The organism is Paraburkholderia sp. BL18I3N2, from assembly GCF_003001875.1.
GTDB lineage: Bacteria > Pseudomonadota > Gammaproteobacteria > Burkholderiales > Burkholderiaceae > Paraburkholderia > Paraburkholderia phytofirmans.
In genome coordinates this window covers 15,042-39,627 of record NZ_PVNC01000029.1, presented here as the reverse complement: position 1 = coordinate 39,627, position 24,586 = coordinate 15,042, and the positions used below count along the sequence as shown (strand labels likewise).

General features: G+C 61.6%; 26 protein-coding genes and 5 pseudogenes. 5 read left to right on the top strand and 26 right to left on the bottom strand.

Going from position 1 to position 24,586, the window contains the following annotated elements; all coding sequences use genetic code 11:
- Positions 1-256: 256 nt before the first annotated feature.
- The 4 genes from B0G75_RS36990 to nifH all read right to left on the bottom strand — a co-directional run bounded on the left by B0G75_RS36990 (position 257) and on the right by nifH (position 6,235).
- Complete coding sequence (locus tag B0G75_RS36990; RefSeq protein WP_106285692.1) at positions 257-1,675, bottom strand: AAA family ATPase; 1,419 nt, start codon at positions 1,673-1,675, stop codon at positions 257-259.
- Positions 1,676-2,140: 465 nt separating this feature from the next.
- Positions 2,141-3,700, bottom strand: coding sequence for a nitrogenase molybdenum-iron protein subunit beta (gene nifK / locus B0G75_RS36980; protein WP_106285691.1), 1,560 nt, complete (start codon positions 3,698-3,700; stop codon positions 2,141-2,143).
- An 86-nt stretch (positions 3,701-3,786) separates the two neighbouring features.
- Positions 3,787-5,250 carry a nitrogenase molybdenum-iron protein alpha chain gene (gene nifD, locus B0G75_RS36975; protein WP_106285690.1) on the bottom strand — a complete coding sequence of 488 codons (1,464 nt, stop codon included), beginning with the start codon at positions 5,248-5,250 and terminating at the stop codon, positions 3,787-3,789.
- Between the two features lie 103 nt (positions 5,251-5,353).
- Positions 5,354-6,235, bottom strand: coding sequence for a nitrogenase iron protein (gene nifH, locus B0G75_RS36970; RefSeq protein WP_018423167.1), 882 nt, complete (start codon positions 6,233-6,235; stop codon positions 5,354-5,356).
- A 378-nt stretch (positions 6,236-6,613) separates the two neighbouring features.
- Here nifH and B0G75_RS36965 point away from each other — a divergent pair, with 378 nt between their 5' ends.
- The 3 genes from B0G75_RS36965 to B0G75_RS36955 all read left to right on the top strand — a co-directional run bounded on the left by B0G75_RS36965 (position 6,614) and on the right by B0G75_RS36955 (position 8,265).
- Entirely contained in the window at positions 6,614-7,033 is a 420-nt protein-coding gene (locus B0G75_RS36965; RefSeq protein WP_106285689.1) for a group II truncated hemoglobin, read from the top strand.
- Between the two features lie 34 nt (positions 7,034-7,067).
- Positions 7,068-7,676: a hypothetical protein gene (locus B0G75_RS36960; RefSeq protein WP_106285688.1), complete on the top strand. Its 609-nt coding sequence runs from the start codon at positions 7,068-7,070 to the stop codon at positions 7,674-7,676.
- A 76-nt stretch (positions 7,677-7,752) separates the two neighbouring features.
- On the top strand, positions 7,753-8,265 hold the full coding sequence (locus tag B0G75_RS36955; protein ID WP_106285687.1) for an ankyrin repeat domain-containing protein: 513 nt from the start codon (positions 7,753-7,755) through the stop codon (positions 8,263-8,265).
- Between the two features lie 24 nt (positions 8,266-8,289).
- Here the strand turns inward: B0G75_RS36955 and istA are convergent.
- The 9 genes and pseudogenes from istA to B0G75_RS41905 form a co-directional block, all read right to left on the bottom strand.
- Positions 8,290-9,233 (bottom strand): annotated as a pseudogene (gene istA, locus B0G75_RS36950) (IS21 family transposase); the annotation flags it as partial.
- A 232-nt stretch (positions 9,234-9,465) separates the two neighbouring features.
- The gene (locus B0G75_RS36945) at positions 9,466-10,266 is read right to left on the bottom strand and encodes a hypothetical protein (protein WP_106285686.1); all 801 of its coding nucleotides are present in this window, start codon (positions 10,264-10,266) and stop codon (positions 9,466-9,468) included.
- 86 nt (positions 10,267-10,352) lie between these two features.
- On the bottom strand, positions 10,353-11,462 hold the full coding sequence (locus B0G75_RS36940) for an HBL/NHE enterotoxin family protein (RefSeq protein WP_106285685.1): 1,110 nt from the start codon (positions 11,460-11,462) through the stop codon (positions 10,353-10,355).
- Positions 11,463-11,759: 297 nt separating this feature from the next.
- Positions 11,760-12,817, bottom strand: a pseudogene (locus tag B0G75_RS36935) (fatty acid desaturase); the annotation flags it as partial.
- Positions 12,818-12,921: 104 nt separating this feature from the next.
- On the bottom strand, positions 12,922-13,254 hold the full coding sequence (gene cyoD / locus B0G75_RS36930; protein WP_106285683.1) for a cytochrome o ubiquinol oxidase subunit IV: 333 nt from the start codon (positions 13,252-13,254) through the stop codon (positions 12,922-12,924).
- On the bottom strand, positions 13,255-13,863 hold the full coding sequence (gene cyoC / locus B0G75_RS36925) for a cytochrome o ubiquinol oxidase subunit III (protein WP_106285682.1): 609 nt from the start codon (positions 13,861-13,863) through the stop codon (positions 13,255-13,257).
- Positions 13,864-13,866: 3 nt separating this feature from the next.
- A complete protein-coding gene (gene cyoB, locus B0G75_RS36920) occupies positions 13,867-15,873 on the bottom strand; it encodes a cytochrome o ubiquinol oxidase subunit I (RefSeq protein ID WP_106285681.1) in 2,007 nt (668 codons plus the stop codon).
- Positions 15,874-15,876: 3 nt separating this feature from the next.
- Positions 15,877-16,773 carry a ubiquinol oxidase subunit II gene (gene cyoA / locus B0G75_RS36915; protein ID WP_166679197.1) on the bottom strand — a complete coding sequence of 299 codons (897 nt, stop codon included), beginning with the start codon at positions 16,771-16,773 and terminating at the stop codon, positions 15,877-15,879.
- A 170-nt stretch (positions 16,774-16,943) separates the two neighbouring features.
- A pseudogene (locus tag B0G75_RS41905) lies at positions 16,944-17,416 on the bottom strand (radical SAM protein); the annotation flags it as partial.
- A gap of 362 nt (positions 17,417-17,778) precedes the next feature.
- On the opposite strand from B0G75_RS41905, the pseudogene B0G75_RS36910 reads away from it, so the two are divergent.
- Positions 17,779-18,347: pseudogene (locus tag B0G75_RS36910) on the top strand (OmpW family protein).
- An 82-nt stretch (positions 18,348-18,429) separates the two neighbouring features.
- Positions 18,430-18,666, top strand: coding sequence for a zinc ribbon domain-containing protein (locus B0G75_RS36905; protein WP_106285680.1), 237 nt, complete (start codon positions 18,430-18,432; stop codon positions 18,664-18,666).
- A gap of 101 nt (positions 18,667-18,767) precedes the next feature.
- On the opposite strand, the pseudogene B0G75_RS41075 reads toward B0G75_RS36905, so the two are convergent.
- The 13 genes and pseudogenes from B0G75_RS41075 to B0G75_RS36845 all read right to left on the bottom strand — a co-directional run.
- Positions 18,768-18,917: pseudogene (locus B0G75_RS41075) on the bottom strand (hypothetical protein); the annotation flags it as partial.
- Positions 18,847-19,635, bottom strand: a complete 789-nt coding sequence (locus B0G75_RS36900; protein WP_106314627.1) for an SIR2 family protein — start codon at positions 19,633-19,635, stop codon at positions 18,847-18,849. The pseudogene B0G75_RS41075 and the gene B0G75_RS36900, both read right to left, overlap by 71 nt.
- Before the next feature lie 10 nt (positions 19,636-19,645).
- Entirely contained in the window at positions 19,646-20,809 is a 1,164-nt protein-coding gene (locus tag B0G75_RS36895; protein ID WP_106285678.1) for a DegT/DnrJ/EryC1/StrS aminotransferase family protein, read from the bottom strand.
- On the bottom strand, positions 20,796-21,074 hold the full coding sequence (locus B0G75_RS36890; protein WP_106285677.1) for a hypothetical protein: 279 nt from the start codon (positions 21,072-21,074) through the stop codon (positions 20,796-20,798). The genes B0G75_RS36895 and B0G75_RS36890 overlap by 14 nt, the downstream gene beginning before the upstream one ends.
- A gap of 1 nt (position 21,075) precedes the next feature.
- Positions 21,076-21,294, bottom strand: a complete 219-nt coding sequence (nifT, locus tag B0G75_RS36885) for a putative nitrogen fixation protein NifT (protein WP_007177241.1) — start codon at positions 21,292-21,294, stop codon at positions 21,076-21,078.
- On the bottom strand, positions 21,266-21,640 hold the full coding sequence (locus B0G75_RS36880; RefSeq protein ID WP_243856883.1) for an aminotransferase class V-fold PLP-dependent enzyme: 375 nt from the start codon (positions 21,638-21,640) through the stop codon (positions 21,266-21,268). The genes nifT and B0G75_RS36880 overlap by 29 nt, the downstream gene beginning before the upstream one ends.
- A gap of 77 nt (positions 21,641-21,717) precedes the next feature.
- Positions 21,718-22,041 (bottom strand): hypothetical protein, encoded by a 324-nt coding sequence (locus B0G75_RS36875; RefSeq protein ID WP_258194115.1) that lies wholly within the window; start codon positions 22,039-22,041, stop codon positions 21,718-21,720.
- 45 nt (positions 22,042-22,086) lie between these two features.
- Positions 22,087-22,362 carry a nitrogen fixation protein NifZ gene (locus B0G75_RS36870; protein WP_071336673.1) on the bottom strand — a complete coding sequence of 92 codons (276 nt, stop codon included), beginning with the start codon at positions 22,360-22,362 and terminating at the stop codon, positions 22,087-22,089.
- Positions 22,359-22,739, bottom strand: coding sequence for a nitrogen fixation protein NifZ (locus B0G75_RS36865; RefSeq protein WP_106285676.1), 381 nt, complete (start codon positions 22,737-22,739; stop codon positions 22,359-22,361). The genes B0G75_RS36870 and B0G75_RS36865 overlap by 4 nt, the downstream gene beginning before the upstream one ends.
- Positions 22,732-23,316 (bottom strand): 4Fe4S-binding leucine-rich repeat protein, encoded by a 585-nt coding sequence (locus tag B0G75_RS36860; protein ID WP_106285675.1) that lies wholly within the window; start codon positions 23,314-23,316, stop codon positions 22,732-22,734. The genes B0G75_RS36865 and B0G75_RS36860 overlap by 8 nt, the downstream gene beginning before the upstream one ends.
- Positions 23,313-23,894: a hypothetical protein gene (locus B0G75_RS36855; RefSeq protein ID WP_106285723.1), complete on the bottom strand. Its 582-nt coding sequence runs from the start codon at positions 23,892-23,894 to the stop codon at positions 23,313-23,315. The genes B0G75_RS36860 and B0G75_RS36855 overlap by 4 nt, the downstream gene beginning before the upstream one ends.
- Positions 23,895-23,909: 15 nt before the next feature.
- Complete coding sequence (locus B0G75_RS36850; protein ID WP_106285674.1) at positions 23,910-24,317, bottom strand: iron-sulfur cluster assembly accessory protein; 408 nt, start codon at positions 24,315-24,317, stop codon at positions 23,910-23,912.
- A 50-nt stretch (positions 24,318-24,367) separates the two neighbouring features.
- Positions 24,368-24,562 (bottom strand): 4Fe-4S binding protein, encoded by a 195-nt coding sequence (locus tag B0G75_RS36845; protein WP_090811334.1) that lies wholly within the window; start codon positions 24,560-24,562, stop codon positions 24,368-24,370.
- Positions 24,563-24,586 lie beyond the last annotated feature (24 nt).

The following is a 24,586-nucleotide window of genomic DNA, read 5'->3' as shown; positions in this document are numbered from 1 at the left end:
TCCAAGGCCCGATAACAGCGCCTTTTCGGGATTACATTGGCTGAGAATATCGGCGCGTCCAGGTCCACATTAAGTGAGAACGGGGTCACGTTAATTGAGAACGGCTCGATAACATCGGCCAGGATCCACAATCAGTGAGAATGCTCGACGGGCACTCAGGTAGCCAGCAGATGAAATGGTGAGTCAGAGGCGGCATATGGGCCGCCGGCCCCTTCCGATCATTCTTCCGGACCGGACCCCTCGCTCCCTGCAACGCTCAGAAGCACTGGTCACCCACGATTCGTACTTGCGGTTTTTCCCGTGCGGGTGCGCCGCCAAGGAGCGCCTGACTCAGGTATCCGCTGCGCACCAGCATGTCCTGCAACGCGTTTTCAGCATCCTCCATGCTCACTTCGCCCTGGGCCTTACGCGCAATACTTTGCTGGGCCAACCGGCGCACCAGTTCCTTGATGAATGCAGCGCCGACGCCTTCAGTCCGCTCCACTGCAAGCGCTGCGACGCCTGTCGGGATGCTCATCCTCGAACCGTAGAGCCGGAGCAGGCGCGCCCGGCAATCCGCATCAGGTGCCGGTATTTCAATGGCCTGATCAACCCGGCCTGGACGGGCCGCGAGCGCCTCCTCGATTTCCTCCGGCCGGTTGGTGGTAAGCGCGAACAGGATCTCGGCGTCCTGGTGAAGTCCGTCCATTTCGTTGAGCAAGCGGTTGAGCAGACTCTCTTCCTTGGGGCTGCGCATCTCGGTGCGATGTCTCCCGATGAGATCGACGTCCTCGATGACCACCATGCTTGGCTGTAGCAACCGGGCCAGCAGCATATAGTTGTCGAGTTGCCCCACTTGATTGGCGCTGATCAGAAGGGTGGTATGCGCTGGCAGATTGCTGGCGAGGTACTTGATCGTATGGGTTTTGCCCGTTCCGGGCGGCCCGTACAGCAGGACACCCTTTTGCAACGACTGGCGTAATATCTTTAATCCCTCTCTGGTGCGTGCGAATTCAAAAATATTGCGATCCAGCAGCTCCATCGTTTGCGGTGACAGGATGACGTCCTGACGCTCCACGGCAGGCAGACGGTGCACGACGATGCTGCGGGGCTGGCCTGAATAATCCTCGGTTACCTCGAGGGAAAGAACCTTGCCTCGGTACAGACGGGACTCGCGAATTGCCTGCTCCAGCCCCGCATACACCTCGCTGCCGAAGGCCAGCCCGCGCGCGTTGGGCAGACTGACAATCTCCACGCTCGCGATAGACGTGTTCATTCCTTCCATGTGCTGCTCGAACAGCACAGCGGCTCTCAGCTCGCCATCGGTGATCAGCCACAAGCCGTTGTCAAGTACCGCGACCGGTGTTTCTTCTCCGACATCGACATTCCGGTATTTCACAGGAGCAAGGGACACCGTGGTAGACATCGGGCCGGTACTCTGCACAAACAGCGAGGAAATTGTCAACGGAAACCGCTCATGAACCTGATTGAGGCCGAGAAGGCGCGGAGCGAACGGCGTCAGCAGGCGGGACAGCGTCTGTTGAAGCTCGGGGCGCGTGTGATGGGGAAACTGCCGCTGCGAGGAGGTGAGATCTTCCGGGGACCGATCATCAAAATGCGCAGCTAGCGCTTCCCATGCAAATTGCTGCCTTACCGGGTCAAGGTTCTTGTGATCAATATCGGTGAACTGGTTCATGAACGGACTCTTTGATTAGATGGCGGCGCCAAGTACCGGTGCGAACGCGCAACAACGAGTCGCTACAGCTAGCTACACACAGCGCAGCAATTTCGTTTTCAGCGGTGCCCCGCTACTCGACACCCTCCGCCGCAATCTTCGCCCACACCGCACGAGGTAACCGCGGCGCGATGCCCGCCGGGCTCGCGTCGAGCCGCCGACATCGCACCCTGTGCAATCGCAATCTCCTCGTGCGTCAACGGCAACCGGCGCCCACATGCGCAGCCTCCCGGCAGCACCTGGGCGATCACCTGCCGGTTCGGGTGTTCGAGCAGCGGGACGAGGTGGTCGGCCTCGCCCACACCGGCCAGGCAAACCTAGCCGTTGATGACCTCGACGTTACGGCCGCCCTGCGTCATCTTGACCAGAACTGCATCTGCCGCGCCCGATGCATCTGCTGTGTCTGCCATGGCCGCGCTCTCCTCGTCAGCGAATGATGTCGTAGCTGTAGTCGGTCTTCGCCACGTCGATCGTGTTGGCGTCGAGCGCTTCGAAGAACTCGTCCAGCAGCGTGACCAGCACCCGCAACGCACCTTCATAGCCCCAGGTCGGGAAGCGATGGTAATGGTGGCGATCGAAGATCGGGAACACCATGCGTATCAGCGGCGTTTTGGTATCCCGCTCGAGATATTTGCCGTAGGTGTTGCCGATCAGGAAATCCACCGGCTCGGTAAACAGCAGTGAACGCATGTGCCACAGATCGCGTTTCGGATACATCTTGCAGCCGGCGCCGTAGGGCGACGCGTCGAACAGCGCCTGCACCTTCGCAGCCCAGGTTTCGTTGCCGTTGGTCGCCAGCACGTGAGCCGGCTCGGCGCCGAGTTCCAGCAGGAACTGCGTGTAGCCCAGCATCTGGTCCGGGTCGCCGTAGAGTGCAAAGCGCTTGCCGTGCAGGTGAGCCTGGCTGTCGGCCATCGCATCGACGAGCTGGCCTCGCTCCTTCTCCAGTTGCGCCGGAATCGGCTTGCCGGTCACGCGCGAGATTTCCATCAGGAACTGATCGGTGCCCGCGACGCCAACCGGCGAGTTCAGCACCACCACTTCCTGGCCATGCTCGCCAATGAACTTGCTGGTCTTTTCGCAGCAGTATTCCTGGAACACGAAGGTCGCCTTCGCGTTCAACGCGCGCTCGACTACCTCCTTGGTCGTGCCGCCTTCGTACATCCGGAACTCGCCGTCGGTCGGCGTATTCCACGTTTCGGATGGGTCGCAGATGATGTTCACCGTCACGCCGAACAGATCGAAGATGCGGCGAATTTCCTTCATGTTGCCGACCACATAGCCGTCGAAGCCGCCGATGAAGTTGACGCTGTCGTCGGGCACACGCTCAAGCGGCGTCGCTGTGCCGGCCTTCCCGTCCCAGAAGTGCCTGAGGATGCCGAGGAGCGCGTTGTCGTAGCCGGTCACGTGGCTGCCGACGAAGGCCGGCGTGTGCGCGAACGGCACGTCGTAGTCTTCCGGCACGCTGCCCTTCTGCTTGCTGTTCTTGATGAGCGCGTCGAGGTCGTCGCCGATCACTTCCGCCATGCAGGTCGTGGAGACCGCGATCATGTCGGGCTTGTACAGGTTGTACGCATTTGCAAGGCCGTCGATCATGTTGTTCATGCCGCCGAACACCGCCGCGTCCTCGGTCATCGACGAGCTGACACACGAGGTCGGCTCCTTGAAGTGACGCGAGAAGTGCGAGCGGTAAAACGCTACACAGCCCTGCGAGCCATGCACAAAACTGAGCGTCCTGTGAAAGCCGATGGCCACGTACACAGCGCCGAGCGGCTGGCAGGCCTTGGCCGGGTTGATGGTGAGCGAGTCGCGTGCAAAGTTCTTTTGCCGGTAGTCTTCGCTCTTGGTCCACTCGACGATCTGCTTGACCTGCCCGTCTGAATGGTTGAACTCGAAGTTTTCCTTTTTCGCGCGGAAGATTTTCTGGTATTCGGGCTCACGGAACAGGAGTTCCTGATCGAGAATGTGGTCTGCGGATTGGGGCACGGGATGCTCCTGACATTCAATTCAATGGCCTGCTGGCCGGTGATCAGTCCGGTGACCGGTACGGTGGCCGGTACGGTGGCCGGCGCTTAGGGGTTTTTCTTCCAGGGCGCCTTGGCGAGCCCCCACACCGGGCTGGAAATGGCCATGTCCATGTCGCGCGCGAAAATGGCGTAGCCGTCGTAGCCGTGATATGGACCGGAATAGTCCCAGCTGTGCATCTGGCGAAACGGCACGCCCATCTTCTGGAACACGTACTTTTCCTTGATGCCGGAACCGACCAGATCGGGCTGGACCTGTTCGACGAACCTCTCAAACTCGTAGCCGGTCACGTCGTCGTAAATCAGTGTGCCGTCCTTCACGTAGTGCGTGGTGCGCTGATAGTCGTCGTTGTGGCCGAATTCGTAGCCGGTGCCGACCACGTTCATGCCGAGGTCTTCGTAGGCGCCGATCACGTGGCGCGGACGCAGGCCGCCAACGAACAGCATCACGGTCTTATCCTGCAGGCGCGCTCTGAACTTCGCGTTCACCGCATCGACCAGTGGACGATACTTGGCGATCACCGTCTCCGCGTTGGCTTTGATGGTGTCGTCGAAGTGGCTGGCGATCTCGCGCAGGCTCTTCTCGATCATCGACGGGCCGAAGAAGTTGTATTCCGTCCACGGAATGAAGTACTTCTCTTCCATGTGCCGGCTGATATAGTTCATCGAGCGGTAGCAATGCAGCAAATTGAGCTTGGCCTTGGGCGTATTCTCGAGCTCGGCGATCGAGCCGTCGCCCGACCATTGCGCGATCACGCGCAGGCCGATCTCTTCGAGCAGAATCCGGCTCGACCAGGCATCGCCGCCGATGTTGTAATCGCCGATGATCGCAACATCATAAGGCGTCGAAACAAATTCGGGCCGCTTGTCCGGATCGGCCTTGTCGAATATCCAGTCTCGAATCGCATCGTTAGCCAGATGGTGGCCCAACGACTGGCTGACGCCGCGAAAGCCTTCGCAGCGCACCGGCAAAATGGTGTGCCCTTCATACTGGGCACTCTTCTTCTTCGAGACGGCCTCGATGTCGTCGCCGATCAGGCCGATCGGGCATTCACTCTGGATCGAGATGCCCTTGTTCAGCGGAAACAGTTCCTGAATCTCGTCTATGACCTTGTCGAGCTTCTTGTCGCCGCCGAAGACGATGTCCTTTTCCTGGAAGTCCGACGTGAACTGCATCGTCACGAAGGTGTCGATACCGGTAGTGCCGATGTAGTAGTTGCGACGCGCGCCCCACGAGTACTGGCCGCAACCGACCGGACCATGACTGATGTGGATCATGTCCTTGATGGGCCCCCAGACCACGCCCTTCGAGCCGGCGTACGCGCAACCGCGAATCGTCATCACGCCCGGCAATGACTTGATGTTTGATTTCACGCCACAGTCGGGCTTGCCGTCCTCGAAGGTGCCCAGATGCTTGGCGCGCCGTTTGGCCATTTTCTCCGGATAGGCCGTCAGCACTTCATCGATCAAGGCCTTGTTCGCGGCCTTGCGCTCTTCAACTGTGACGCTCATGGGAATGCTCCATAGGGTGGGTATCAAGCCTGGCAGCGGGTAGCCGGCACGGCCCGGTTCATCGCGTGAAGAAGAACACCGTGCCGCGCGCAGCGGCGCTCGCTTAGGCGGTCAGTTCCGCTGCAGGCTTGCCTACTTGCGATTCATCGATGGACGTCATGATTCCGTGCTCCATTAACAGGTCTTCCAGTTGATCCATCGTGATCGGCGTCGGGATCGTGCCGTTGCCCGCGTTGTTGTGCACCTTGGTGGCGAGCTGCCGATACTCTTCCGCCTGTTTGGATTCGGGCGCGAACTCGATCACCGTCATGCGGCGCAGCTCGGCGTGCTGCACGATGTTATCGCGCGGCACGAAGTGGATCAGCTTCGAGCCGAGCATCTTCGCCAGCGCTTCGGCGAGTTCGAGTTCCTTGTCGGTCTGACGCTCGTTACACACGAGCCCGCCGATCCGCACACCGCCGCTGTTCGCGTACTTCAGAATGCCCTTTGAAATGTTGTTGGCCGCATACATGGCCATCATTTCGCCGGACATCACAATGTAGATTTCCTGCGCCTTGTTCTCACGAATCGGCATTGCGAAACCGCCGCACACCACGTCGCCGAGCACGTCGTACGACACGTAGTCCACGCCGTCATAGGCGCCGTTTTCTTCGAGGAAGTTGATCGACGTGATGACGCCACGGCCCGCGCAGCCGACGCCCGGTTCCGGGCCGCCGGACTCCACGCAACGGATGTTGCGGTAACCGATCTTCATCACGTCCTCGAGTTCGAGGTCCTCCACCGAGCCGGCTTCGGCCGCTAGCGACAGGATGGTGTCCTGCGCCTTTGCATGCAGGATCAGGCGGGTAGAGTCCGCCTTGGGATCGCAGCCGACGATCAGGATCTTCTGCCCGAGTTCAGTCAGGGCTGCCAAGGTGTTCTGCGAGGTGGTCGACTTGCCGATGCCGCCTTTGCCATAGAACGCGATTTGCCGAAGTTTAGACATTGCATTTCTCCATTCAGGAAGAAGGGTTGAAACCAGGGTTGCGTAACCGCGACCATGTCAGCCTGTCGTGCCTGTATGGGTCTTCTTATATCGAGTCACGCATCGGCCGGACCTGTGTCCGCGCTGGACTCCAAATGCAGCTTCTGTGCCACGTCACCAGCGGTACTGCGTCGCGTCCGCCCCGCCGCGCTGCGGCGGTTGGTTCGGGACTTTTGCGGACTCCTCCTGTGTCTTGTCGATTTCGCGACAAACCACGCGAACTTCGTCGCCAATGAAACCATTCGGCGCGTTTGTCGTGCGATTTCTGTCGCATTGGCCTGCGTGCAGCCGGACAATCGCCGGGTTGCCGCCTGGTTCGGTTATTGCGTTGATGGCACCATGGACACACCAGCCACCCAACCTTCGCGACCCGTGCCGCGCGAGACGCACTTCGACCGTCTAGGCGGCGAGACCGACGTCAACCGCCTGGTCGACGCGTTCTATCGGCACATGGATACGCGGGCCGACGCGCAGCGCATTCGCGCGATGCATCACCCGGACCTGTCTTCGACGAAGGCCGTGCTGGTGCTGTATCTGTGCGAATGGCTCGGTGCCGACAAGCGATACTCGGCACAGCATGGCCAACCACGGCTGCGCACGCGTCATGCCGCATTCGCGATCGGCACCGCCGAACGGGATGCGTGGCTAGCTTGCATGCGCGCCGCGTTCGACGAGACAGGTGTCGATCCGGCGCTGCGCGACGAACTGATGCAGGCTTTTTTCAAAATCGCCGACCGGATGCGCAACACGCAGACGTGAATCCCTCTTCAACTGTTCAACCCAAGGATCTGTGATGACCGAAACGCTCGCCCACAAGGAGATCGACGACACCGCGTTCGCCCGTCTCGAACATGAAGGCCGTCTGCTCAACCCGGTACTCAAGGGGCTGACGAACAAGTTCGGCCGGGTCGGCTTCCGCGGCGAACTCGCGCTGCGCTTTGCCCCGAAGCTCGCCGACGAAGCGCGGCCGCCGGAGCTGACCTGCGATCAGGTGATGGCATGCGCGACGATCGGCCATAAGCACTTGCCTTTCTTCGCCGGGTATCTGCTGAGCTTCGAGCATCTGAAGGACGTGGCCGAGGTGCTCAGCGACACGCTCTCGGCGAGTGGCAAGTACTTTCTTTTTTGCGACAACATCGACCTGAGCAAGCGATATCAGGTGCCATACAAGGGCGCGATGTTCTATGTGCTGCCGATTCTCGAGTCCACCGTCTACAACGAGATGCTCGAACTGCTGTACCTCGAAAAGAATGAATTGAAGAAGAAGGACTCAGGCGGCAAAGTGGATGCGGTAGCGGACGCGGCCATCAAATTCGAGGTGACCTTCGACACGATCACCTACAGCGAAGGACTTGAATTGATGGGGCCGGTGCGCAACCCCAACGAGAACCGGCCCGTCTGAAGCGCGGATCCCAACGGCTGCCGCCCGTGCGGCTGCGCCAACCGATGTTCCCTTGCACCCGAAGGCGACCATAATCATGCATACCGACACTGCTTTCGTCGTCCGCGAACGCCTAGCCTCGCGCGTTGTCCAGAACGCCGATGCACAACTCGAAACGATCGTGCCCGCCGCACTTTCCACCTGGCTGACGTACCACGGCTTCCCTGCTCCGCATTCGCGCTGCGTGAACGGCGAAACGCCGTTGATGCGCGCCGCGCAGCATGGCGAGGACGCGGTGGTCGAAGCGTTGCTCGCACTCGGCACACGCGTCGACGCGCTCGATGACGACGGCAACCATGCGCTCTGGTTCGCGTGCCTGCACGGCGGCCCCGCGACCATCCTGCAACTGATCGACGCCGGCGCGCCAATCGACCATGTGAACGACGACGACATCACATGCCTGATGCAGGCAGCCGCGAGCGCTCGCCTCGACGTCCTGCAGATGCTGCTTGCGCATGGGGCGAACGCAGAACTGTGCGCACCGGATGGCCGCAGCGCACTCGACATGGCAGCCGACCTCGGGCTGCAACTGCTGCTTGCTTTCGGATGACAGGCTTTGTTAGCGAGTCTTACAGTAACCGTCAAACAGTGTCGGCATCGGCATCAGATGGACGCGCTCCTGCTCGAACACGTCGGCGACGCTCAGGTACGATAGTCCGGATGCTGCACCTGATCCCACAACGACCGGCACCGGTTCGCCAGCCATGCATTCAGATCAGCGAAACTGCCGAAGCGTTGCGCACGCGCCTCAATCCAGATGCGCAGACGGCTGTCCTGCACGTTCTTCTCGACGACGCCTTTCTCCCAGCCACTGGCGACGTTGCAGAAGTCCGGATCGAACAGGTAGTGCGAGCACATCACTGCGAAACGCGGATTTGCTGTGCGACCCTTGCCTTTGTGAACCTTGTCTACGGCCGTTTCCATAGTGTCGTAGATGCCCCAGCGGTCCACCCCGCCGAAGGCCGCGAACGAGCGCGTATGGGCATCGAACAGCATCTCGATCTCGTGCCCCTGGCTCGGATAGGCAACCAGCCAGAACGCCCGCGACGCACATAGCTTCATGTGCGACACCGGCAGCTTGCGGTAAATGCCGCCGACAACCAGTCCTTCCTCGGACCAGTCAAACTGGAATGCCTCGCCCAGCTCGAATCGCAACGGCACAAACGCCGACTTCGAAACCGCCTTGCCTTCGCCTTGCTGCCAGCCCCGGATGAAATCGGTCACCCGCGAGTAACAGCCGTCGTAGCCGCCCGCCTTGATCTCCTGAAACAGCATCCAGGCGGTGCGCCGCTCCTTCTTCGACCGCCGCGCGTCGACACTGAGCGCCTGCACCAGCGCCTCATGAAACGGCGTCAACCGGGTCGGCTGGGAGCGCCGCTGATACTTCGGCTCCTCCTGAACATCCATGTTCAGATATTTACTAATCGTGTTGCGCGACAGGCTTGTGAGACGTGCTATCTCGCGTACCGACTTGTTCTGGCGGCGGAACATCCGCCGCACCTTGCCAATCATCGTCATCGGGATCATCCCCAAACACCCTGCCAGAAAAACTAGCAGGATAGGTTGATTGCCCGGCTCAATTTTCAGTCGGCGCGATCCCTACACGTGGCCGAATTTTCGGTCGGCGTAAACACGGTATGTTCACCCCAAGCCCCGGTGGCACGTCTTGAGATGCGTTCAGTATGGCACGCTGGTTACCACTCATCGGTGGCTTCCGCCACCGATTGAGCAGCGCGAAAGCTTCGAACTATCAGGAAGCGTCGGCCTGTAGAACGCCGAGCATAGCGATACAAGTGGTTAAACGAAGCTCAACGACGGAGGGAGACGGGTCCTGATTGAGATCGTTAATAATCACGGTGAAGTCTGCGGCAGTGTCATCGATCGCGGTCTTCAGATTTGTCAGGTCGCTAAGGCTGGAGGCCTCGGCGGTGGCCAATGTCTTGCACGCCGTGACCAAACCCTGCAGCACGCCGATCTGACTCGATAGCGAGTTGATGCGATTCTGAATCGCCGCAGCATCGCTTTTCCATTTGAGATAAAGACCAAGCGCAGCCGTAAGGCCCGGTAGACCGAATGGCCCCAGTGCAAGGAGATAGTAGTAACGCTTTTGTGCGGCAGCCAATTGGCCCCGTGCCGCGCCTTCCTGTGCCTGCAAAGTCGTCATCTGACTCTGGATAGAGCCTTCGACGTGGGCTAGCTGCGTAAACGACGACGACATGAGAGCCGCGGCAGCGTTCGATTGGGTCAGTAGTGATGTCGCGCTTCGTTGGTACGTACTGATGGTGGCAGCGACGCCCGAGACAGTTTTGGCTATCGAGCCCGGACTTGCACCTTTTTTAAGGTCAGCGAGCGCACCATTCAGCGCGGTGATTGCCGAACCGGTATAGCCGAGCAGGGCCGTCTGAAAAGGAGCGGCGTCCTTCAGAATGCCGATAAGAGAATTGCAGACGGAGTTCTGAATTGGCACCCCGTCGCCGGGCAATCCTTGGATGGACCGCAATTTGGAGACACTACTGTTCAGGGCGGCCAAAGTCTGTGAAAAAGGACCCATGTTGTCTCTTTCCTTCGTTGTGGTATGACGGGGCCGCCTCCGTTGGAATCAATCCCGACGGAGGCCGCACGGGCTAGCGGATCGCGTTACGCCACTCCTGCTGAGGCGGGCAGATTGGCGACCTTCGCGATGAGATCGCTTACGGTCTGATGCGCGGCGGCCGATTGCACGGTTACGCCAGCCATTTGGCCCTTGACCGTCTGGATGTCCGCCAGGAGCGTCCCGATTTCGCCGTTTGCCGCGTTTATGAACAGGGTGCGGATCTCGTCCGCACTCGAAATCCCCTTGTTCAAATCGGCGATGATGTCGCCCAGATCAGATGTGATGCTTTCCCACGCGTTTGCCATCGCCGATGCTGCAGTAATGGCACCATTGACCTGCGTGGAAAGTGATGTGTAGCCGCCACTAATCGCCGTAGCGAGCTTTACCTCTTCCTTCAGGTCCGCTTGTTCGGTGAGCAGCGACGCCTTCGCCTTATTCGCTGCGACGAGCCCGGCTGCCGCGCCGGCTTCACCGAGGACTCCCGCCAAGACAATGCCAACGCCGCCGACGCCTGCACCGGTAGACGCGCCAGCGGTGACAAACTCAGCGCTCGCCCCTACGCAGATGACAAATACGCCGCCTACGACAGTCAGCCCGCTCAGAACGATTCCGGCGATTGCGCCGTCGATTTCTGCCTGAGCTTTGCTGAGTTCCCCTATGATGATGGCGAGAATCCCGTCTGCTCCGCCAACCGCACTATTCATATTGGTAACGGTGGTTGTGAAGTCCGCTGAGTCCGTCGTTAGATTCGCGCCAAGCGTCTGGAGGTTGGTGACAATCTGGTTCGCGGCGCCTTGGTATTTCACCGACTCCTGCTGCACCGCCGTGAGGGCGACTGTCCACTCAGCAACAGTCGAGCCTGCCGGCAGGGTCGCCGGTAGTGCTTTGTTGAGCTGGTAGTAGTTGTCGATGTTTGCCATGTTTTCGATCAGGCTGGGCTGCAGCGTGTCCAGATAATAGATCGCATGGTCTTTCGCGGTGGTGAGCCCGTCGTTGATTTGTGTCTCGTATTGCGACAGACCGTCGATGCCAGAAAAATCCACCTGGGGCTGTTCGAGAACGCTATTTACATAGGTTTGAACGGTCAGGGCAGCACACATTTGCTGAGTGTTTGCCTCGCCAATTGCTGTCGCATTTCCGCTGATATCCGGCATTTTTACCCTCGTGATTGAATTCAAATTGCATTGAACGCGACCTGAAGTGGCCGCACGTAACGAACGCCGAGCGAAAGCACGGAACCCCGAGTTGCGGGATTAGATGAAGGCCCCCGAGCGAACCGCAGTGTTCGTATTAATCGTCTTCCCGGCTTATGGTAGTGCTGGCCTGCAGGCTTTTTTTTATGCGTTACGGCTTGCACTGATTCCCTGCAAAGCCAGAAGGCTAATAGGGCGAATTTTGCCGTACGGTGTGACATTTTTCTTACGACCGATTCAATTACTAAGAGGGACGTGCGTCGCGCGACCAGCGAAGTCGGTCCACTGATCAGTCGAAAAATCGTATAGTTTGCAGCCTCGTGCGGTGTCGAAGTACCAATGCCACGAAAATCGCTGCACGACGATCCGTTCCGGAAGCATCGCTTCGAGGGTTCGCTGAGCACCGACGAGCCCGTATAGAGGCAGACTCATGTCGACGTGATGCGCGGTGTGCTCCATGATGTGATGAAACAGCGCGCCAAAACGCCAGCGAAAGGTCAAGTGCACCGTCGTGGATACGAACGGATCCGAACGCCCCCATTTCACGCGATCGTCGTACCAGCGGATTTGCGGATGCGTGTGGTGCGCGTACACGACGAAACCCACCATCGCGAACCAGAACAGGAACGGCACCCCGAACCCGCATGCGATTGACGGGAACACCCCCCGCTGCGTCGCGCGAGCGATCCACGCGAGCGCGCCGATCCACAGCAGTGCGAACACCGATACCAGCGTGCAGTCACGGAAAAACACGGGGCGCCGCGTCGGCATTGCGGCCCGCGACGGGAAAAACATCTTCGTCCACCAAATTTCGATCATGTAGTGGAGACCGGGCGTCCAGCCGCTGCGATAGATACGTTCCAGTGCGCGCCGTGGCCCACTCAAGGCGCGATATTCCTGGATCGTCAGCGGTGCCCACACAAAATCGACGCCTTTCAGGTTCGTGTAGCCGTGATGCACCACGTTGTGACCCACTTGCCACAGGCTGTACGGCGTGAGCGACGGCAGGAAGGCGATCCGGCCCAGCCAGCGGTTGAGCGTGCGGTGCCGGGTCAGGCTCTCATGACATGCGTCGTGACCGATGACGAAGAGCCGTCCGATGACGAAGCCCGCCATGCATCCGAATACGGTCTTCAGCACGAACCCGTGCGCGAACACGCTCGCGGCGAGCGCACACAATAGCAAAACGTAGTCGAATACGAGCAGCAGAAGCGCGTAGGCGGTGCGGCGTTCGGCGAACGGTGTCAGCCACGAGCGGATGACCTTGCGATGGGGCAATGGTCATTGGCGGGAACGGGGTGATTCGGACTGTTCATGAAGAAGACCGGTAGAGCGGTGCAGCACAACACCACGCACGCGGCCAACGGCTACATGCCGTGTCCGCGATGATGTGACCAGACCGTTTCGCGATGGTGGCGAGTCAGCGCGACATCATGTTCATGCTGACATTGTGCATTACCCAGATCGTGCCGAAGATCAGGAACAGCGCGGCGAGCGCGGTGTAGCATAACGCCAGCCCGTTCCAGCGCTGGCCGCGCGACAGGTCGAGATGCAGGAACGTCACCAGATGCACGATGATCTGCACGAACGCCAGCAACGCGAGCGCCATAATCGCGGAGCCGGACGGCAGCAACCGTTGCGTGACGATCGAGAATGAGCCAGCCGTCAGCGCCACGGCAAGCACGAAACCGGTGATATAACCGGCGACGTCACCACGCGAGGCGGTCGTGGACGTCGAGTGTGAATGGACCATTTAGAGCATGCTCCCGAGATAGACAAACGAAAACACGCAGATCCACACGATGTCGAGGAAGTGCCAGAAGAGGCTCAGGCATGTCAGACTCGTGAGGTCGCGACCGGACAGTTCAGGCGAGCGGACGACATGCACGGCGAGCACGGCCATCCAGACGAGGCCGGCTGTTACGTGCAGGCCGTGGGTGCCAACCAGCGTGAAGAACGACGACAGGAAGGCGCTACGACTGGGCCCGGCACCGTCGGCGACCAGGTGCGAGAACTCGCGCAGCTCTAACGCGAGGAACAGCGCGCCAAGCACGAACGTCACGAGGAGCCAGCCGATCACGGCACCACGCCCCTGGCGCTGCGCGCCGAGCATCGCGAAGCCGTAGGTGGTGCTGCTCAGCAGCAGCACGCCGGTTTGAAGTGCGACACCCGGGATGTCGAACAGGTCCCGTCCTGACGCGCCACCCGCGAACTCGTGCGCCATTGCGGCGAACACGGCGAACAGCGACGCGAACAGCATGCAGTCGGTCATCAGGTACAGCCAGAAGCCGAACACGGTGGGCGTTGGGCCGTGCTCAGCGCTCGACCTGCCGTGATGGACGAGTGATGCAGATTGCGACATGGATCAGGTCTCCGCGGATTCGGGTAGTTCAAGGGCGGCCGGGGTGGGTGCGCTGCCGCGTCGTGCTTCGATTTCGCGCACGCGCGAGGCCGGAATCACGTAGCCATGGTCGTCGCGGAAGCTACGCGCGATCAGCGCGGCGACGATCGCGAGGAAGGCCAGCACGGCGAGCCACGTGATGTGCCAGACGCCGGCGAAGCCGAGCACGAGGCTGAATGCGCCGATCAGGAAGCCGTCCGCGGTATTCGACGGTAGGTGGATGTCCTCGTAATGCGCCAGTGCGGCATTTGCTGCGCCGCTTTCCTTCATGTGCGCGAACGCGTCGAGCTGGTCGACGACCGGTATGCGCGCGAAGTTGTAGACAGCGGGCGGTGACGAGGTGGCCCATTCGAGCGTGCGGCCGTTCCATGGGTCGCCCGTCAGGTCGCCGTATCCCGGCTCGTTGCGATGGATCACGCTCACGACGACTTGGGCGATCTGGTGCACGACACCGAGTGCGATCAGCACCACGCCGCATGCGGCGACGAACAGCCAGGGATGCCAGGTCGGGTTGTCGTAGTGATTCAGGCGCCGGGTCATGCCCATGAAGCCGAGCACGTAGAGCGGCACGAACGACACGTAGAAGCCGACGAACCAGCACCAGAACGCCCGCTTGCCGAGCTTCTCGTTAAGCTTGAAGCCGAACGCCTTCGGGAACCAGTAATGGAAGCCTGCGAGATAGCCGAACACGACGCCGCCTATGATCGCGTTGTGAAAGTGCGCGATCAGGAACAGGCTGTTGTGCAACACGAAGTCCACACCCGGGATCGCCATCATCACGCCCGTCATGCCGCCGATCGTGAACGTGACCATGAAGCCGATCGTCCACAGCACGGGTGCGGTGAACTCGATGCGACCGCGGTACATCGTGAACAGCCAGTTGAAGATTTTCACGCCCGTGGGGATCGCGATGACCATCGTCATAATGCCGAAGAACGCGTTGACGTCCGCGCCGGAACCCATCGTGAAGAAGTGGTGCGCCCACACGAGGAATGCGAGCACCGTGATCGCGCACGACGCGTAGACCATCGTTCTGTAGCCAAACAACGGTTTCTTCGCGAAGGTCGCGATCACTTCCGAGTAGATGCCGAACGCGGGCAGCACGAGGATGTACACCTCCGGGTGGCCCCACGCCCAGATCAGGTTCAGGTACACCATCGCGTTGCCGCCGAGCTCGTTTGTGAAAAAGTGCATGCCTGCGTAGCGGTCGAGGCCGAGCAGTGCGAGCGTCACGGTTAGGATCGGGAACGTTGCCATGATCAGCACGTTCGAGCACAGCGCGGTCCACGTGAACACCGGCATCTTCATCAGCGTCATGCCGGGCGCGCGCAGCTTGACGATCGTCACGAAGAAGTTGATCGCGGTAATCAGCGTACCGACGCCGGAGAGCTGCAGACTCCAGATGTAGTAGTCGACTCCGACGCCGGGACTGAACTGCAGCTCCGAGAGCGGTGGATACGCGAGCCAGCCGACCTGCGCGAACTCGCCGATCACAAGCGACAGATTGATCAGGATCGCGCTGATCGTTGTCATCCAGAAGCTCAGCGAATTCAGGAACGGGAAGGCGACGTCGCGCGCGCCGATCTGCAGCGGCACGACAAGATTGAAGAGGCCGACCATCAGCGCCATCGCCATGAAGAAGATCATGATGACACCGTGCGCGGTGAATATCTGGTCGTAGTGGTGCGGCGGCAGGTAACCGGGGCCATGAAACGCGATCGCGAGCTGAAGCCGCATCATTATGGCGTCGACAAAACCGCGCACGAGCATCAGCACCGCGACGATGATGTACATGATGCCGATCTTCTTGTGATCGACGCTTGTCAGCCACTCGGTCCAGAGCCACTTCCAGCGGCCGAGCTTCGTGAGCGTGACGATGACCGCCAGCACGATGAGCGCCATGAACGCGGCCGCGCCCATGATGACCGGCTGATCGAATGGAATCGCGCCGGGCGTGAGTTTTCCAAACATGGCTTACTCCGTGGTCTGCGTGCGACAGGAGGCGTCGCGGAAGGCCGTGACGTTGCCGTTGTTGTATCGGGCAACGATGTTGCGGAACAGGTACTGGTCGATCGATGAGAAGTAGCGTACCGACTGCTTCTCGCTCGGCTTCGCGACTTCGGCGTATTCGTCCATGCTCAGGCGGTCCGGCGAAGCCTTGACCTTCCGCACCCATGCGTCGAAGTCGGTGGCGCTCGTCGCGAGCGTGCGGAACTTCATGTCGGCGAATCCCTTGCCGCTGAAGTTGGCGGACATGCCTTCGAAATTTCCCGGTGCATCCGCGACCAGGTGCAGACGGGTCTGCATGCCGACCATTGCATACACCTGGGTGCCGAGTTGCGGGATGAAGAATGAGTTCATCACCGAATCGGACGTGATCCGGAAATTCACCGGCGTATCGACTGGCACGGCGAGCTGGTTCACCGACGCAATGCCGAGGTCCGGGTAGATGAAGAGCCACTTCCAGTCGAGCGCGACCACCTCGACGTCGATCGGCTTCACGCTCGACTGCAGCGGCCGGTACGGGTCGAGCTCATATGTGGTCCGCCAGGTCAGGATACCGAGGTACAGGATGATCAGGGCGGGGATCGTCCAGACGACGATCTCGATCGCCGTCGAGTGCGCCCATTTGGGTGCATAGACCGCGTGACGGTTCGACGCACGGTAGCGCCACGCGAAGAACAGCGTCAGCAGGATCACCGGGATCACGACGATCAGCATCGCCCACGTGGCAGTGGCGATCAGCGACTTCTCGGCCGCGCCGACGCTCCCTTTTGGATCAAGCACAGTCAGATCACATCCCGATAGACAGGCGCTCAATGTCGTGACGATGGCTATCGGCCGTTTCCTTAAGGCTTTTCTGTCTGTCATAGTGGTTAAGTCCGGATTGTGGCACTTTTGACCTGAAGCTGGCTTGACGCATGCGGCATCACACTCGCAGCGTCATGGTCCGACAACCGGCCAGCTTTGTGATTGATGTCGATCAAGGATGAGCAAAACGGCGGGGTGCGGTGCACTGACGCAGTGCGCGGGCTAAATCAGGCGACAGTCTGCTGCGGCAAACCGTAGATCAGGTCGACGTTGATTGAGAGAAATCCCGCATCGCGTGCGCCGCTGAGTGCGCGTTCCACCACATCGAGCGGCTGGATGCGATTGACAGCTTGCTGAACGTCGGTAGCAAAGTCCTGTACGTCGAAGCTCGCTCGGTTGAAGCCGAGGCGCGCGAGTGGTGAAAGCGTTCTGGCGCTGACGGTTCGTGGATCAATTTCGATGGCAAGTTCTGCGTCGATCGAGAACGCGAAGCGGTTCTGCAGTTGCTGGAAAGCTCTTCGAGTTCGGCAACAGGGAAGAAGGTCGGCGTTCCACCTCCCAGATGCAGCTGCACGGTTCGCCGGTCAGATCCTAGATGTGACGCGGCCAGATCCATCTCACGAACGAGGTAGCTCAGATATCTGGCGCTGCAGCCATGGTCGTGCGTAATGACCTTGTTGCATGCGCAGAAGTAGCAGAATGATCTGCGTGCCGTTCGGCGGCTGCAGCCAGTCCGGCAATGGCTGCGAAATCGGTGTCTCCGGGTGCGAGAAACATCTTGGGTACCAGTCAATGCGGTTGAAGGCCAATAGTCCGGCCTCAAGGCTCCCGCTATCGACATTCCTACGCGTGACCCGGTGTCGCATCCTGACTTCGGGATCGGGACCGGTTGACCCTGCGCAAGGGCAGCCCTGATTTGCGCGTCGACAATTCCCCGCATACATCAACAAGGGGAAAGCGATGAAGCACATGATCAAGGCCGTCATGATCGTGGCAAGCCTGTGCTCTACCGGTTTATTCGAAGTGCTGGCATACGCGGATGACGTCAGCGCGAACGGAAGCACGATGGCAGGCCAGGTGACGGCGGATAGGATCCACGCCGGTGACGTGCTCGTGCGTCTGCGTGCCATCTCGATCGAGCGCGAAGTACACACCAGCGGCACCTTGTCGTCGCTCGGCGTGGGTGTCAATAACGCACTCGTGCCGGAGTTGGACCTGACCTATATGATCCGCGACGCGATCGGCATCGAGCTGATTCTCGCCACCTCGCGGCACCACGTGACGTCTCGCCTCGGCGATCTGGTGGCGTGAACGTGCTGCCACCGACGCTGCGACTGCAATATCACTTCAACCATGCTGGCATGATCCGACCGTATGTCGGCGCGGGAGTCAACTACACGTACTTCTACAACGACGGCCTGAGCGCGGGCTCCGAAGGCATCCAGGTGTCACGCAGCAGCTTCGGTCCGGCGGTGCAGGCTGGCGTCGACGTGCAGATCACGAAGACCGTCTTTCTCAACGCGGATATCAAGAAGATCTGAATGCACACGGACGCCTCGGTCGGCGATAGTTCGTTGGGCCGGCTGGACATCGACCCACTGGTACTGGGAATAGGCGTCGGGATGAAGTTCTAGCGAGCGCGCAATGACAGACCACAGCTCGCACCAACGGGCGATCCGCTGCGCCCCATCCACCTGAAACGGAGATCTGGTCACTATGCCTCTGTACGACTACCGCTGCGCGGCCTGCGGCCACGCATTCGAAACGCTGGTGCGCGCCGGCAACACGCCCGCCTGCCCGCAATGCGGCGGCACCGCGCTGGACAAGCAGGTCAGCGCGCCGGCCTCGCCCGGCAAGAGCCGCGCGATCATCTCCCGCGCGCGGCGTCAGGCGGCGCGCGAAGGGCACCTCAGCAACTATTCGCCGGCCGAGCGCCGCAAGCTGCTGCGCTGAGCCCAATGGGGAATCGCGCTGTCGATATAGATGTAGATGAACCTCGAGGGCGCCTACGGGATGGCACTCAGTCTCACCGTCTTCATGGCCGGCACGCTGGATCAGGCCACCGCCGACAGCCTGCTGGAACGCGCGAAGGGCATCTGCCCGGATCTCGACGCGTGGCTTCGCAACATTGCGTCAGCACGGCCGCCCTCGCGCTCGCGCGCTTCGATGACCACGACGGAAACGTCCTGCGCATGCAGTACGCGCGCCAGCGCGAGGCCGCGTAGCCCCGCGCCGACGATGGCCACGTCGACCACCAGCGATTCGACCGCGGTCATCTCGTCGCTCAAAGCCCAGAAACAAAAAACTTCGACCGCTGCGCCACGCCTGCACGGCGGGCGGAATAGGCGTCTGGATATCGATCTCGGTCATGACTTCGACGAAGTCGCTGTCAGAGACCAGGTAGTTAGAGGCCGGCGCACGGCCGCCAATCGGCTTGTAGAGCAGCGCGCCCGAGGCCGGCACGGCATCCAGCAACGCGCCGTCTGCGCTATAGGCCGCGAACCAATGGCCGAAATGCTCGGCCTGCGACAGCCCCTGCAACTGCGCCCAGCCGTCCTGCGGCCGCGCCTGCCAGCGCGCAGGCGAGGTGTCGTCGTACCAGTTGTCGACAACCAGCCCGGCGCCGATCGCCGCCAGCGCGCAATGCAGTGCTGACGGCGTCGACGTCATGGCGAAGGCCTCATTCATGACGCTCACCAGCGACTTGCGATGCTTGAAGTTTTCGATGAACTGCGCCGCCCGGGTCAGCCGGGTGCGGATCTTGTGCTGCACGCTGACCTTGGCCGTGATGATTTCGGCGAGCGCGAGCGGCGTGGCAGGGGCGGCCGTATCGGGGCACAGCGCGAGCAGCGCCGGTCCCAGGTACGGAATGACGCCGCCCGCACACAGGCGTTCGGCGATCGTCTGGACTGAAACGGTCATGGAGTGCGCCTCACAGATAAATGGCAGCGCCGGCGCCCACGTTGGTCGCGGTGTCTTTCAGCGTCTTGACGATGTACTTGACCTGGTCGGTGTCGAGTAGTGTGTGCAGCGGCAGCGCCAGCGCGCGATCGCCGATGCGCTCAGTGTCGGGCAACAGGCCGCTCTTGCGGCCGATCGCATCGCCCGCGTTCATGTAGTGGAACTGCTGATGCAGCGGATGGCTGTAGGCCACCGTCTCAATGCCGCAAGATTTCATGTCGTCGATCATCTGGGCGCGCGCTCTCTGCGTAAAACGCTTGCCCAAATGCACAACATAGAGCATCGAGTGCACTTCTTCGACGTCCTCGGCCACGTAGGCCGGCTTGATCCCTTCGAAGCTTTGCATCTCTTCGTGATACCAGGTCTCGACCTGCTTTCGCTGCGCGAGGCGCGTGTCGAGTTCGGCCAGTTGCGCGAGACCGAGCGCGGCGGTCAGATCACTGATGCCCGCCTGCAGCGGCACCCGCGAGCCGACCGAGACGGACGCGCGGTCCGTGACGCGCCGCTCGCGCAGATAGCGCAGTTCATGGACGAGTTCGTCATCGTCGGTGACGAGCATGCCGCCCGCTCCTGTGCACAGCGCGGACGGGCTGGAGAAGTCGAACACTGATACGTCGCCGAAACTGCCGACGTTGCGGCCCCGGTAGCGCGAGCCCAACGCCTCGGTACTGTCTTCGATCAGCCGCAAGCGCTGCGCGTCGGCCAGTTCGCGCAGCAGCGCCCACGCGGCCGGGTGACCGTTGGTATTGCCGGCGAGGATCGCGCGCGTGCGAGGGCCGATCTTCTGCGCGGCTTTTTCGGCGCTCAGACAACCGCTCCAGTAGTCGATGTCGGCGAACACCGGCATGGCTCCCGCCAGCGTGATCGCCTGCGCCACCTGATGCCAGGTGTGCGACGCGCAGACCACCTCGTCTCCCGGGCCGATCCCCGTCGCGCGCAACGCAATCCAGGTGGCGAGCGTGCCGCTCGCGACCGCGACCGCATGCTCCCGGCCAACCCAGCCCGCAAACGCGCGCTCGAACGAATCAAGCATCGGCCCGTCGCTCCAACGCGAGGATTGCAGCACCGCGTTGACGAGATCGATCTCGCGCGCCGCGCAAGCCGGTTCGCTCAGCGCGATCTCATCGATTTCCATGCGCCTCGTCCTCGGTCAGGATCAACGCATCGGCCTCTTCAGGCCGCTGCGTGATGAACCTGCAATGCCCGGCCGACATCGCGAAATAGACACTGCGCGCACCGAACCGGAGCGCTGCTGTCTCGTCGCGCATCACCGTTGCGCTGACATGCATTGTGCGCACCTCGGGATAACGTTCGTGCCATTGCGTGGCGGCGTCGCGTAGCGTCTGTGCCGTGCGGAGCAGGTCCGCCGCGAAGTCCAATTGCTCGGCGTTCAGGCTCATCTCACTCCTCCACGCCAGCAATGCGTCGCGCTTCGACCGTGATGGGCAGTGGCGTATCGTCGGCCATCGCGGGCAATTCGAGTTGCCAGCCGTTTGCGAGCGTGACGAGACCGCCCCACATCCCGGGCTGCGCCATCGCGACAATGGGCTCCTCCAGGTCCTTCTTTGGCACATAGGCGCTCAGCGCGCCCTTACTGTCCTTGCGGATCATGACTTTCATGGTTGCGGACTCCGGAGATTGATGACAGGTTCAAACCAGGTTCAAGCGGGATGCGCTGCTTCCTCCAGCAGCGTGCAGCCAGCGAACGCGCCAGCTTCAGGTGCGCTGCATGTTCGATCGCGCTGAATACGCCACGGTGCCGGCCCTCCGGCGCCGCCGCGTGCAGCCCGCACACGGCCAGGTGATTGGCTTCGGTGGCGCCGCTGGCGAAGATCAACTCTGCGGGCTTGCAACCGAGCGCTCGCGCGAGCGTCGCACGGGCCGCAGCGAGCGTGCCCTTCGCCTGCTGCCCGACGGCATGCTGCGACGACGCGTTGCCCCACACATCCGTCAGGATGGACAGCATCGCCTGCCACGGCAGAGGCTGGCTGCATGGTCGCGTTGTGGTCGGGATAGATCGTCGCCCGGCTCCGTTAGTTTGCTTCACGGCCAGAACACGCATTCGCGATCGATGCACAGCGTGTCCAGCAGCTCGGCCAGATCGGTGCTCTCATGCTGGGGCATCCATCGGTGCGACGCATGATCGCGCGCGCTCGGGTGCCACATACCGTCTTCATCGCGCGTGAGCCAAGCTATGTCGATCAGCCCGCCATTCGCGTCGACATTGCGGGAGCAGCACGGGCTCTCGATACGGAACCCCGGCCCATCGCGCAGCACGCGCGGCACCACATAGCGGTAGCGGGTACGCTCGCGCAACGCTTGCTCGATCTGGCGCTGGGTCAGGTCGAACGGGCGGCCCGCGCGCAAAACCCTCGCGCGGCGCCGCCGCTTCTGGCGCGCTCGCCTGAACCGTCATGACATGGCTCCTTCTTCGGGTAGCAGGCCGGCGGGTGCGGGCGCAATTTCATTCTCCGTGCATCCGACGACACAGTTGCCGAACTCCACCAGATAGACCGGCTCGCCGCTCTCAATCACCTGGCCGACGTTGACGATTTCGCCGACCGTACCCGCCTCGGCCAGACAATCGTCCTGGCCGCGCTCCGGAAAGCTGCCGTCGTTGCACAGGTCATCCAGCGCGATCACGCGCATGCCCCACTGATAAGCAGGCTGAACCGGTTCGATACTCATGCTGACGGCTCCTGCGGTTGCGACGTTTCCGGCTGGACCCGCGTGCCGATCTTGTGCAGCGCTTCGGCCCGCTCGCCCAAGCCTTGCACCACGTCGTCCGGCAGGTTGTCGAGCGTGCATAGCTCTTTCGCGCGCATGCCGACACGGTGGCCGCTCTCGACGAAATACACCGCGTAGATATAGAACTGCTGAAGGAAGGTGTCGATGCTGGTGACGTAGCCGATCTCGCCCTTGTTCACCAGCACTTCGCCGATGTCCTTGCCGTTGTAGGTGCCGTCGTTGCGGATCACCGCGCGTGCGATCACGCGCTCGCCGTAGTTGAAGCGCGGGGGAAACGCGACCTCGATCAGGTCGTCATCGCGGTTGATGTCAGCCATGCTTCACTCCTGCTGATCGTTGCGTCTGTCCGGTGGTCATCAGGTTCGCGACCTCGCCCGACCGCCGGCGCCGCCGCGCGAGCGCGCGCACCTCTTCGTCCGCGTCATCCATGAGCGACGCCACGATTTCGCCAGCGGCGCGCCGCGCGACTTGCCAGCGCACTCGCCAATCGGGATCGAACGCGAGGCGCGATAGCAGCGTGGCGGGCAGACGCTCGGCAACGCTGCGGCGTACCTCGACCTCGCTGGCGTCGGCATCGCCCCGCATGCCGATCAATGCAGCAGGCGACAGGCGCTGCGCCACGCGAATCCGCACCTCGCGATGCGGATCGTGGATCAGGCGCGCCAGTTGCGCCTGCGGCAATCGCAATGCGAGCTGCAGCCGGCCCATCTCGTCGGGGTCGCCGAGCAATGCGGGCAGACAAAACACACCGGCGTGACTCGCTGGCCCGCAACCGTGCTCCGCCGGCAACTCGCGCAACCGCACGTACCCGCAGCCGGCGCAGTCGAGCGGGCCGCCCTGCCAGTGGCGCGGTGCAATGTCGCCGCCTGGTACGCGCACGTTCTGTACGCTCATGGTTGCGTCCCCGTCCAGCCGCGCGTCGGATAAGCGCTCGGCGCATCCATTGCATCGTCGGACCCGACGCCGGTCTCATGACGATCCAAGACCTGCGAAAGCAGCGCGCCCCCCACCCGGTCTTCGGGATCGAGCCGGCGCAATTCGCGCAGTCGCATGCGCGCTTCTTCAAAGTCGCCGAGATGCATGTTGAGGTACGCGAGGCCCTTCAGCGTGAACAGATAAAAACGCGCGGCCGCGTCATAACGCGTGGTCACGATCGCGGCCGCAAGCGGTTCGTCGCCGAGATCTGAGCCCAGCGCGGTGCGGGCGACCGCCAGCGCGTCTTCGCCGATCGCACGCGCCTGCGCCAATTGATGGCCGTAGAAGTAAAAGCGGTACAGCGCGATCAACGGCACCGGATGGCGCGGCGCGGCGGCGCGGGCGCGTTGCAACAGCGCGAGCGCCTCGTCGGGGCGCTCGCGCAACCGACCCGCCTCGGCGATCAATGCATTGACGCCCGACGGCAAGCCGCCGCCAATCGCTCTCTGCGCAAACGCGGTCATTACGTCGTCGAGGGCACGGTCGCCGGACTCCATCGCCATCGCTCCTCTTCAAGAGATCTGACGCGGCAGCGGCGGCCGCCCGCGGCCAATCGCGCTGACATCGATGGTCGCCACGCCCGGCGGCGCCGATTCCGCACTGCTGCTGCAACCACAAGCGGCCTGGTTCGGATTGAAGAAGATCAGGCCGGACTGGGTTGGCGTGTCGGCGAAATCGATCGTTATGCCTTCGAGCATCAGCCGGCTCTCAGCCGGCAGGAATACGCGCAGGCCGTTGATGTCGAGTTCCTGTTCGCCTGGTTGCAGCGCCGGCTCGGCGGTGAATTTCGCGGTATAGCCGGAACAGCCGCCGGCGCTCGCCACCAGACGAAAGCCGGCCCCAGCCGGCAGGCCCGAAAAGCGCACGATACGACGCATGAACTTCTCGGCGGCGCTCGTAACAGTTACGTTGGACAGCATGATGCGTAGTCTCCTGATGGATGAATGGCCGGGCCGGCCACGAGCCAGACTCAAACCTGAACGATGCAGCCGTCCACGGGACACACGGCGACGCACTGCGGGTCGTCGAAGTGGCCTTCGCATTCGGTGCATTTCTTGGGGTCGATCGCGAACACGCCGCCTTTGTCGCTGATCGCGACATTGGGGCATTCCGGTTCGCAGGCCGAGCATCCCGTACAGGTGGACGCAATAATCTTCAGAGGCATGGCGGCTCTCCTGTTGTCCTGTCT

Bases quoted from the DNA above. Each gene is read 5' to 3' on its own strand.
- B0G75_RS36990 (WP_106285692.1), bottom strand. From the start codon at position 1,675: ATGAACCAGTTCACCGATATTGATCACAAGAACCTTGACCCGGTAAGG.
- nifD (WP_106285690.1), bottom strand. From the start codon at position 5,250: ATGAGCGTCACAGTTGAAGAGCGCAAGGCCGCGAACAAGGCCTTGATC.
- nifH (WP_018423167.1), bottom strand. From the start codon at position 6,235: ATGTCTAAACTTCGGCAAATCGCGTTCTATGGCAAAGGCGGCATCGGC.
- B0G75_RS36965 (WP_106285689.1), top strand. From the start codon at position 6,614: ATGGACACACCAGCCACCCAACCTTCGCGACCCGTGCCGCGCGAGACG.
- B0G75_RS36960 (WP_106285688.1), top strand. From the start codon at position 7,068: ATGACCGAAACGCTCGCCCACAAGGAGATCGACGACACCGCGTTCGCC.
- B0G75_RS36955 (WP_106285687.1), top strand. From the start codon at position 7,753: ATGCATACCGACACTGCTTTCGTCGTCCGCGAACGCCTAGCCTCGCGC.
- B0G75_RS36945 (WP_106285686.1), bottom strand. From the start codon at position 10,266: ATGGGTCCTTTTTCACAGACTTTGGCCGCCCTGAACAGTAGTGTCTCC.
- B0G75_RS36940 (WP_106285685.1), bottom strand. From the start codon at position 11,462: ATGCCGGATATCAGCGGAAATGCGACAGCAATTGGCGAGGCAAACACT.
- cyoD (WP_106285683.1), bottom strand. From the start codon at position 13,254: ATGGTCCATTCACACTCGACGTCCACGACCGCCTCGCGTGGTGACGTC.
- cyoC (WP_106285682.1), bottom strand. From the start codon at position 13,863: ATGTCGCAATCTGCATCACTCGTCCATCACGGCAGGTCGAGCGCTGAG.
- cyoB (WP_106285681.1), bottom strand. From the start codon at position 15,873: ATGTTTGGAAAACTCACGCCCGGCGCGATTCCATTCGATCAGCCGGTC.
- cyoA (WP_166679197.1), bottom strand. From the start codon at position 16,773: ATGACAGACAGAAAAGCCTTAAGGAAACGGCCGATAGCCATCGTCACG.
- B0G75_RS36905 (WP_106285680.1), top strand. From the start codon at position 18,430: ATGCCTCTGTACGACTACCGCTGCGCGGCCTGCGGCCACGCATTCGAA.
- B0G75_RS36900 (WP_106314627.1), bottom strand. From the start codon at position 19,635: ATGACCGTTTCAGTCCAGACGATCGCCGAACGCCTGTGTGCGGGCGGC.
- B0G75_RS36895 (WP_106285678.1), bottom strand. From the start codon at position 20,809: ATGGAAATCGATGAGATCGCGCTGAGCGAACCGGCTTGCGCGGCGCGC.
- B0G75_RS36890 (WP_106285677.1), bottom strand. From the start codon at position 21,074: ATGAGCCTGAACGCCGAGCAATTGGACTTCGCGGCGGACCTGCTCCGC.
- nifT (WP_007177241.1), bottom strand. From the start codon at position 21,294: ATGAAAGTCATGATCCGCAAGGACAGTAAGGGCGCGCTGAGCGCCTAT.
- B0G75_RS36880 (WP_243856883.1), bottom strand. From the start codon at position 21,640: ATGCTGTCCATCCTGACGGATGTGTGGGGCAACGCGTCGTCGCAGCAT.
- B0G75_RS36870 (WP_071336673.1), bottom strand. From the start codon at position 22,362: ATGAGTATCGAACCGGTTCAGCCTGCTTATCAGTGGGGCATGCGCGTG.
- B0G75_RS36865 (WP_106285676.1), bottom strand. From the start codon at position 22,739: ATGGCTGACATCAACCGCGATGACGACCTGATCGAGGTCGCGTTTCCC.
- B0G75_RS36860 (WP_106285675.1), bottom strand. From the start codon at position 23,316: ATGAGCGTACAGAACGTGCGCGTACCAGGCGGCGACATTGCACCGCGC.
- B0G75_RS36855 (WP_106285723.1), bottom strand. From the start codon at position 23,894: ATGGAGTCCGGCGACCGTGCCCTCGACGACGTAATGACCGCGTTTGCG.
- B0G75_RS36850 (WP_106285674.1), bottom strand. From the start codon at position 24,317: ATGCTGTCCAACGTAACTGTTACGAGCGCCGCCGAGAAGTTCATGCGT.
- B0G75_RS36845 (WP_090811334.1), bottom strand. From the start codon at position 24,562: ATGCCTCTGAAGATTATTGCGTCCACCTGTACGGGATGCTCGGCCTGC.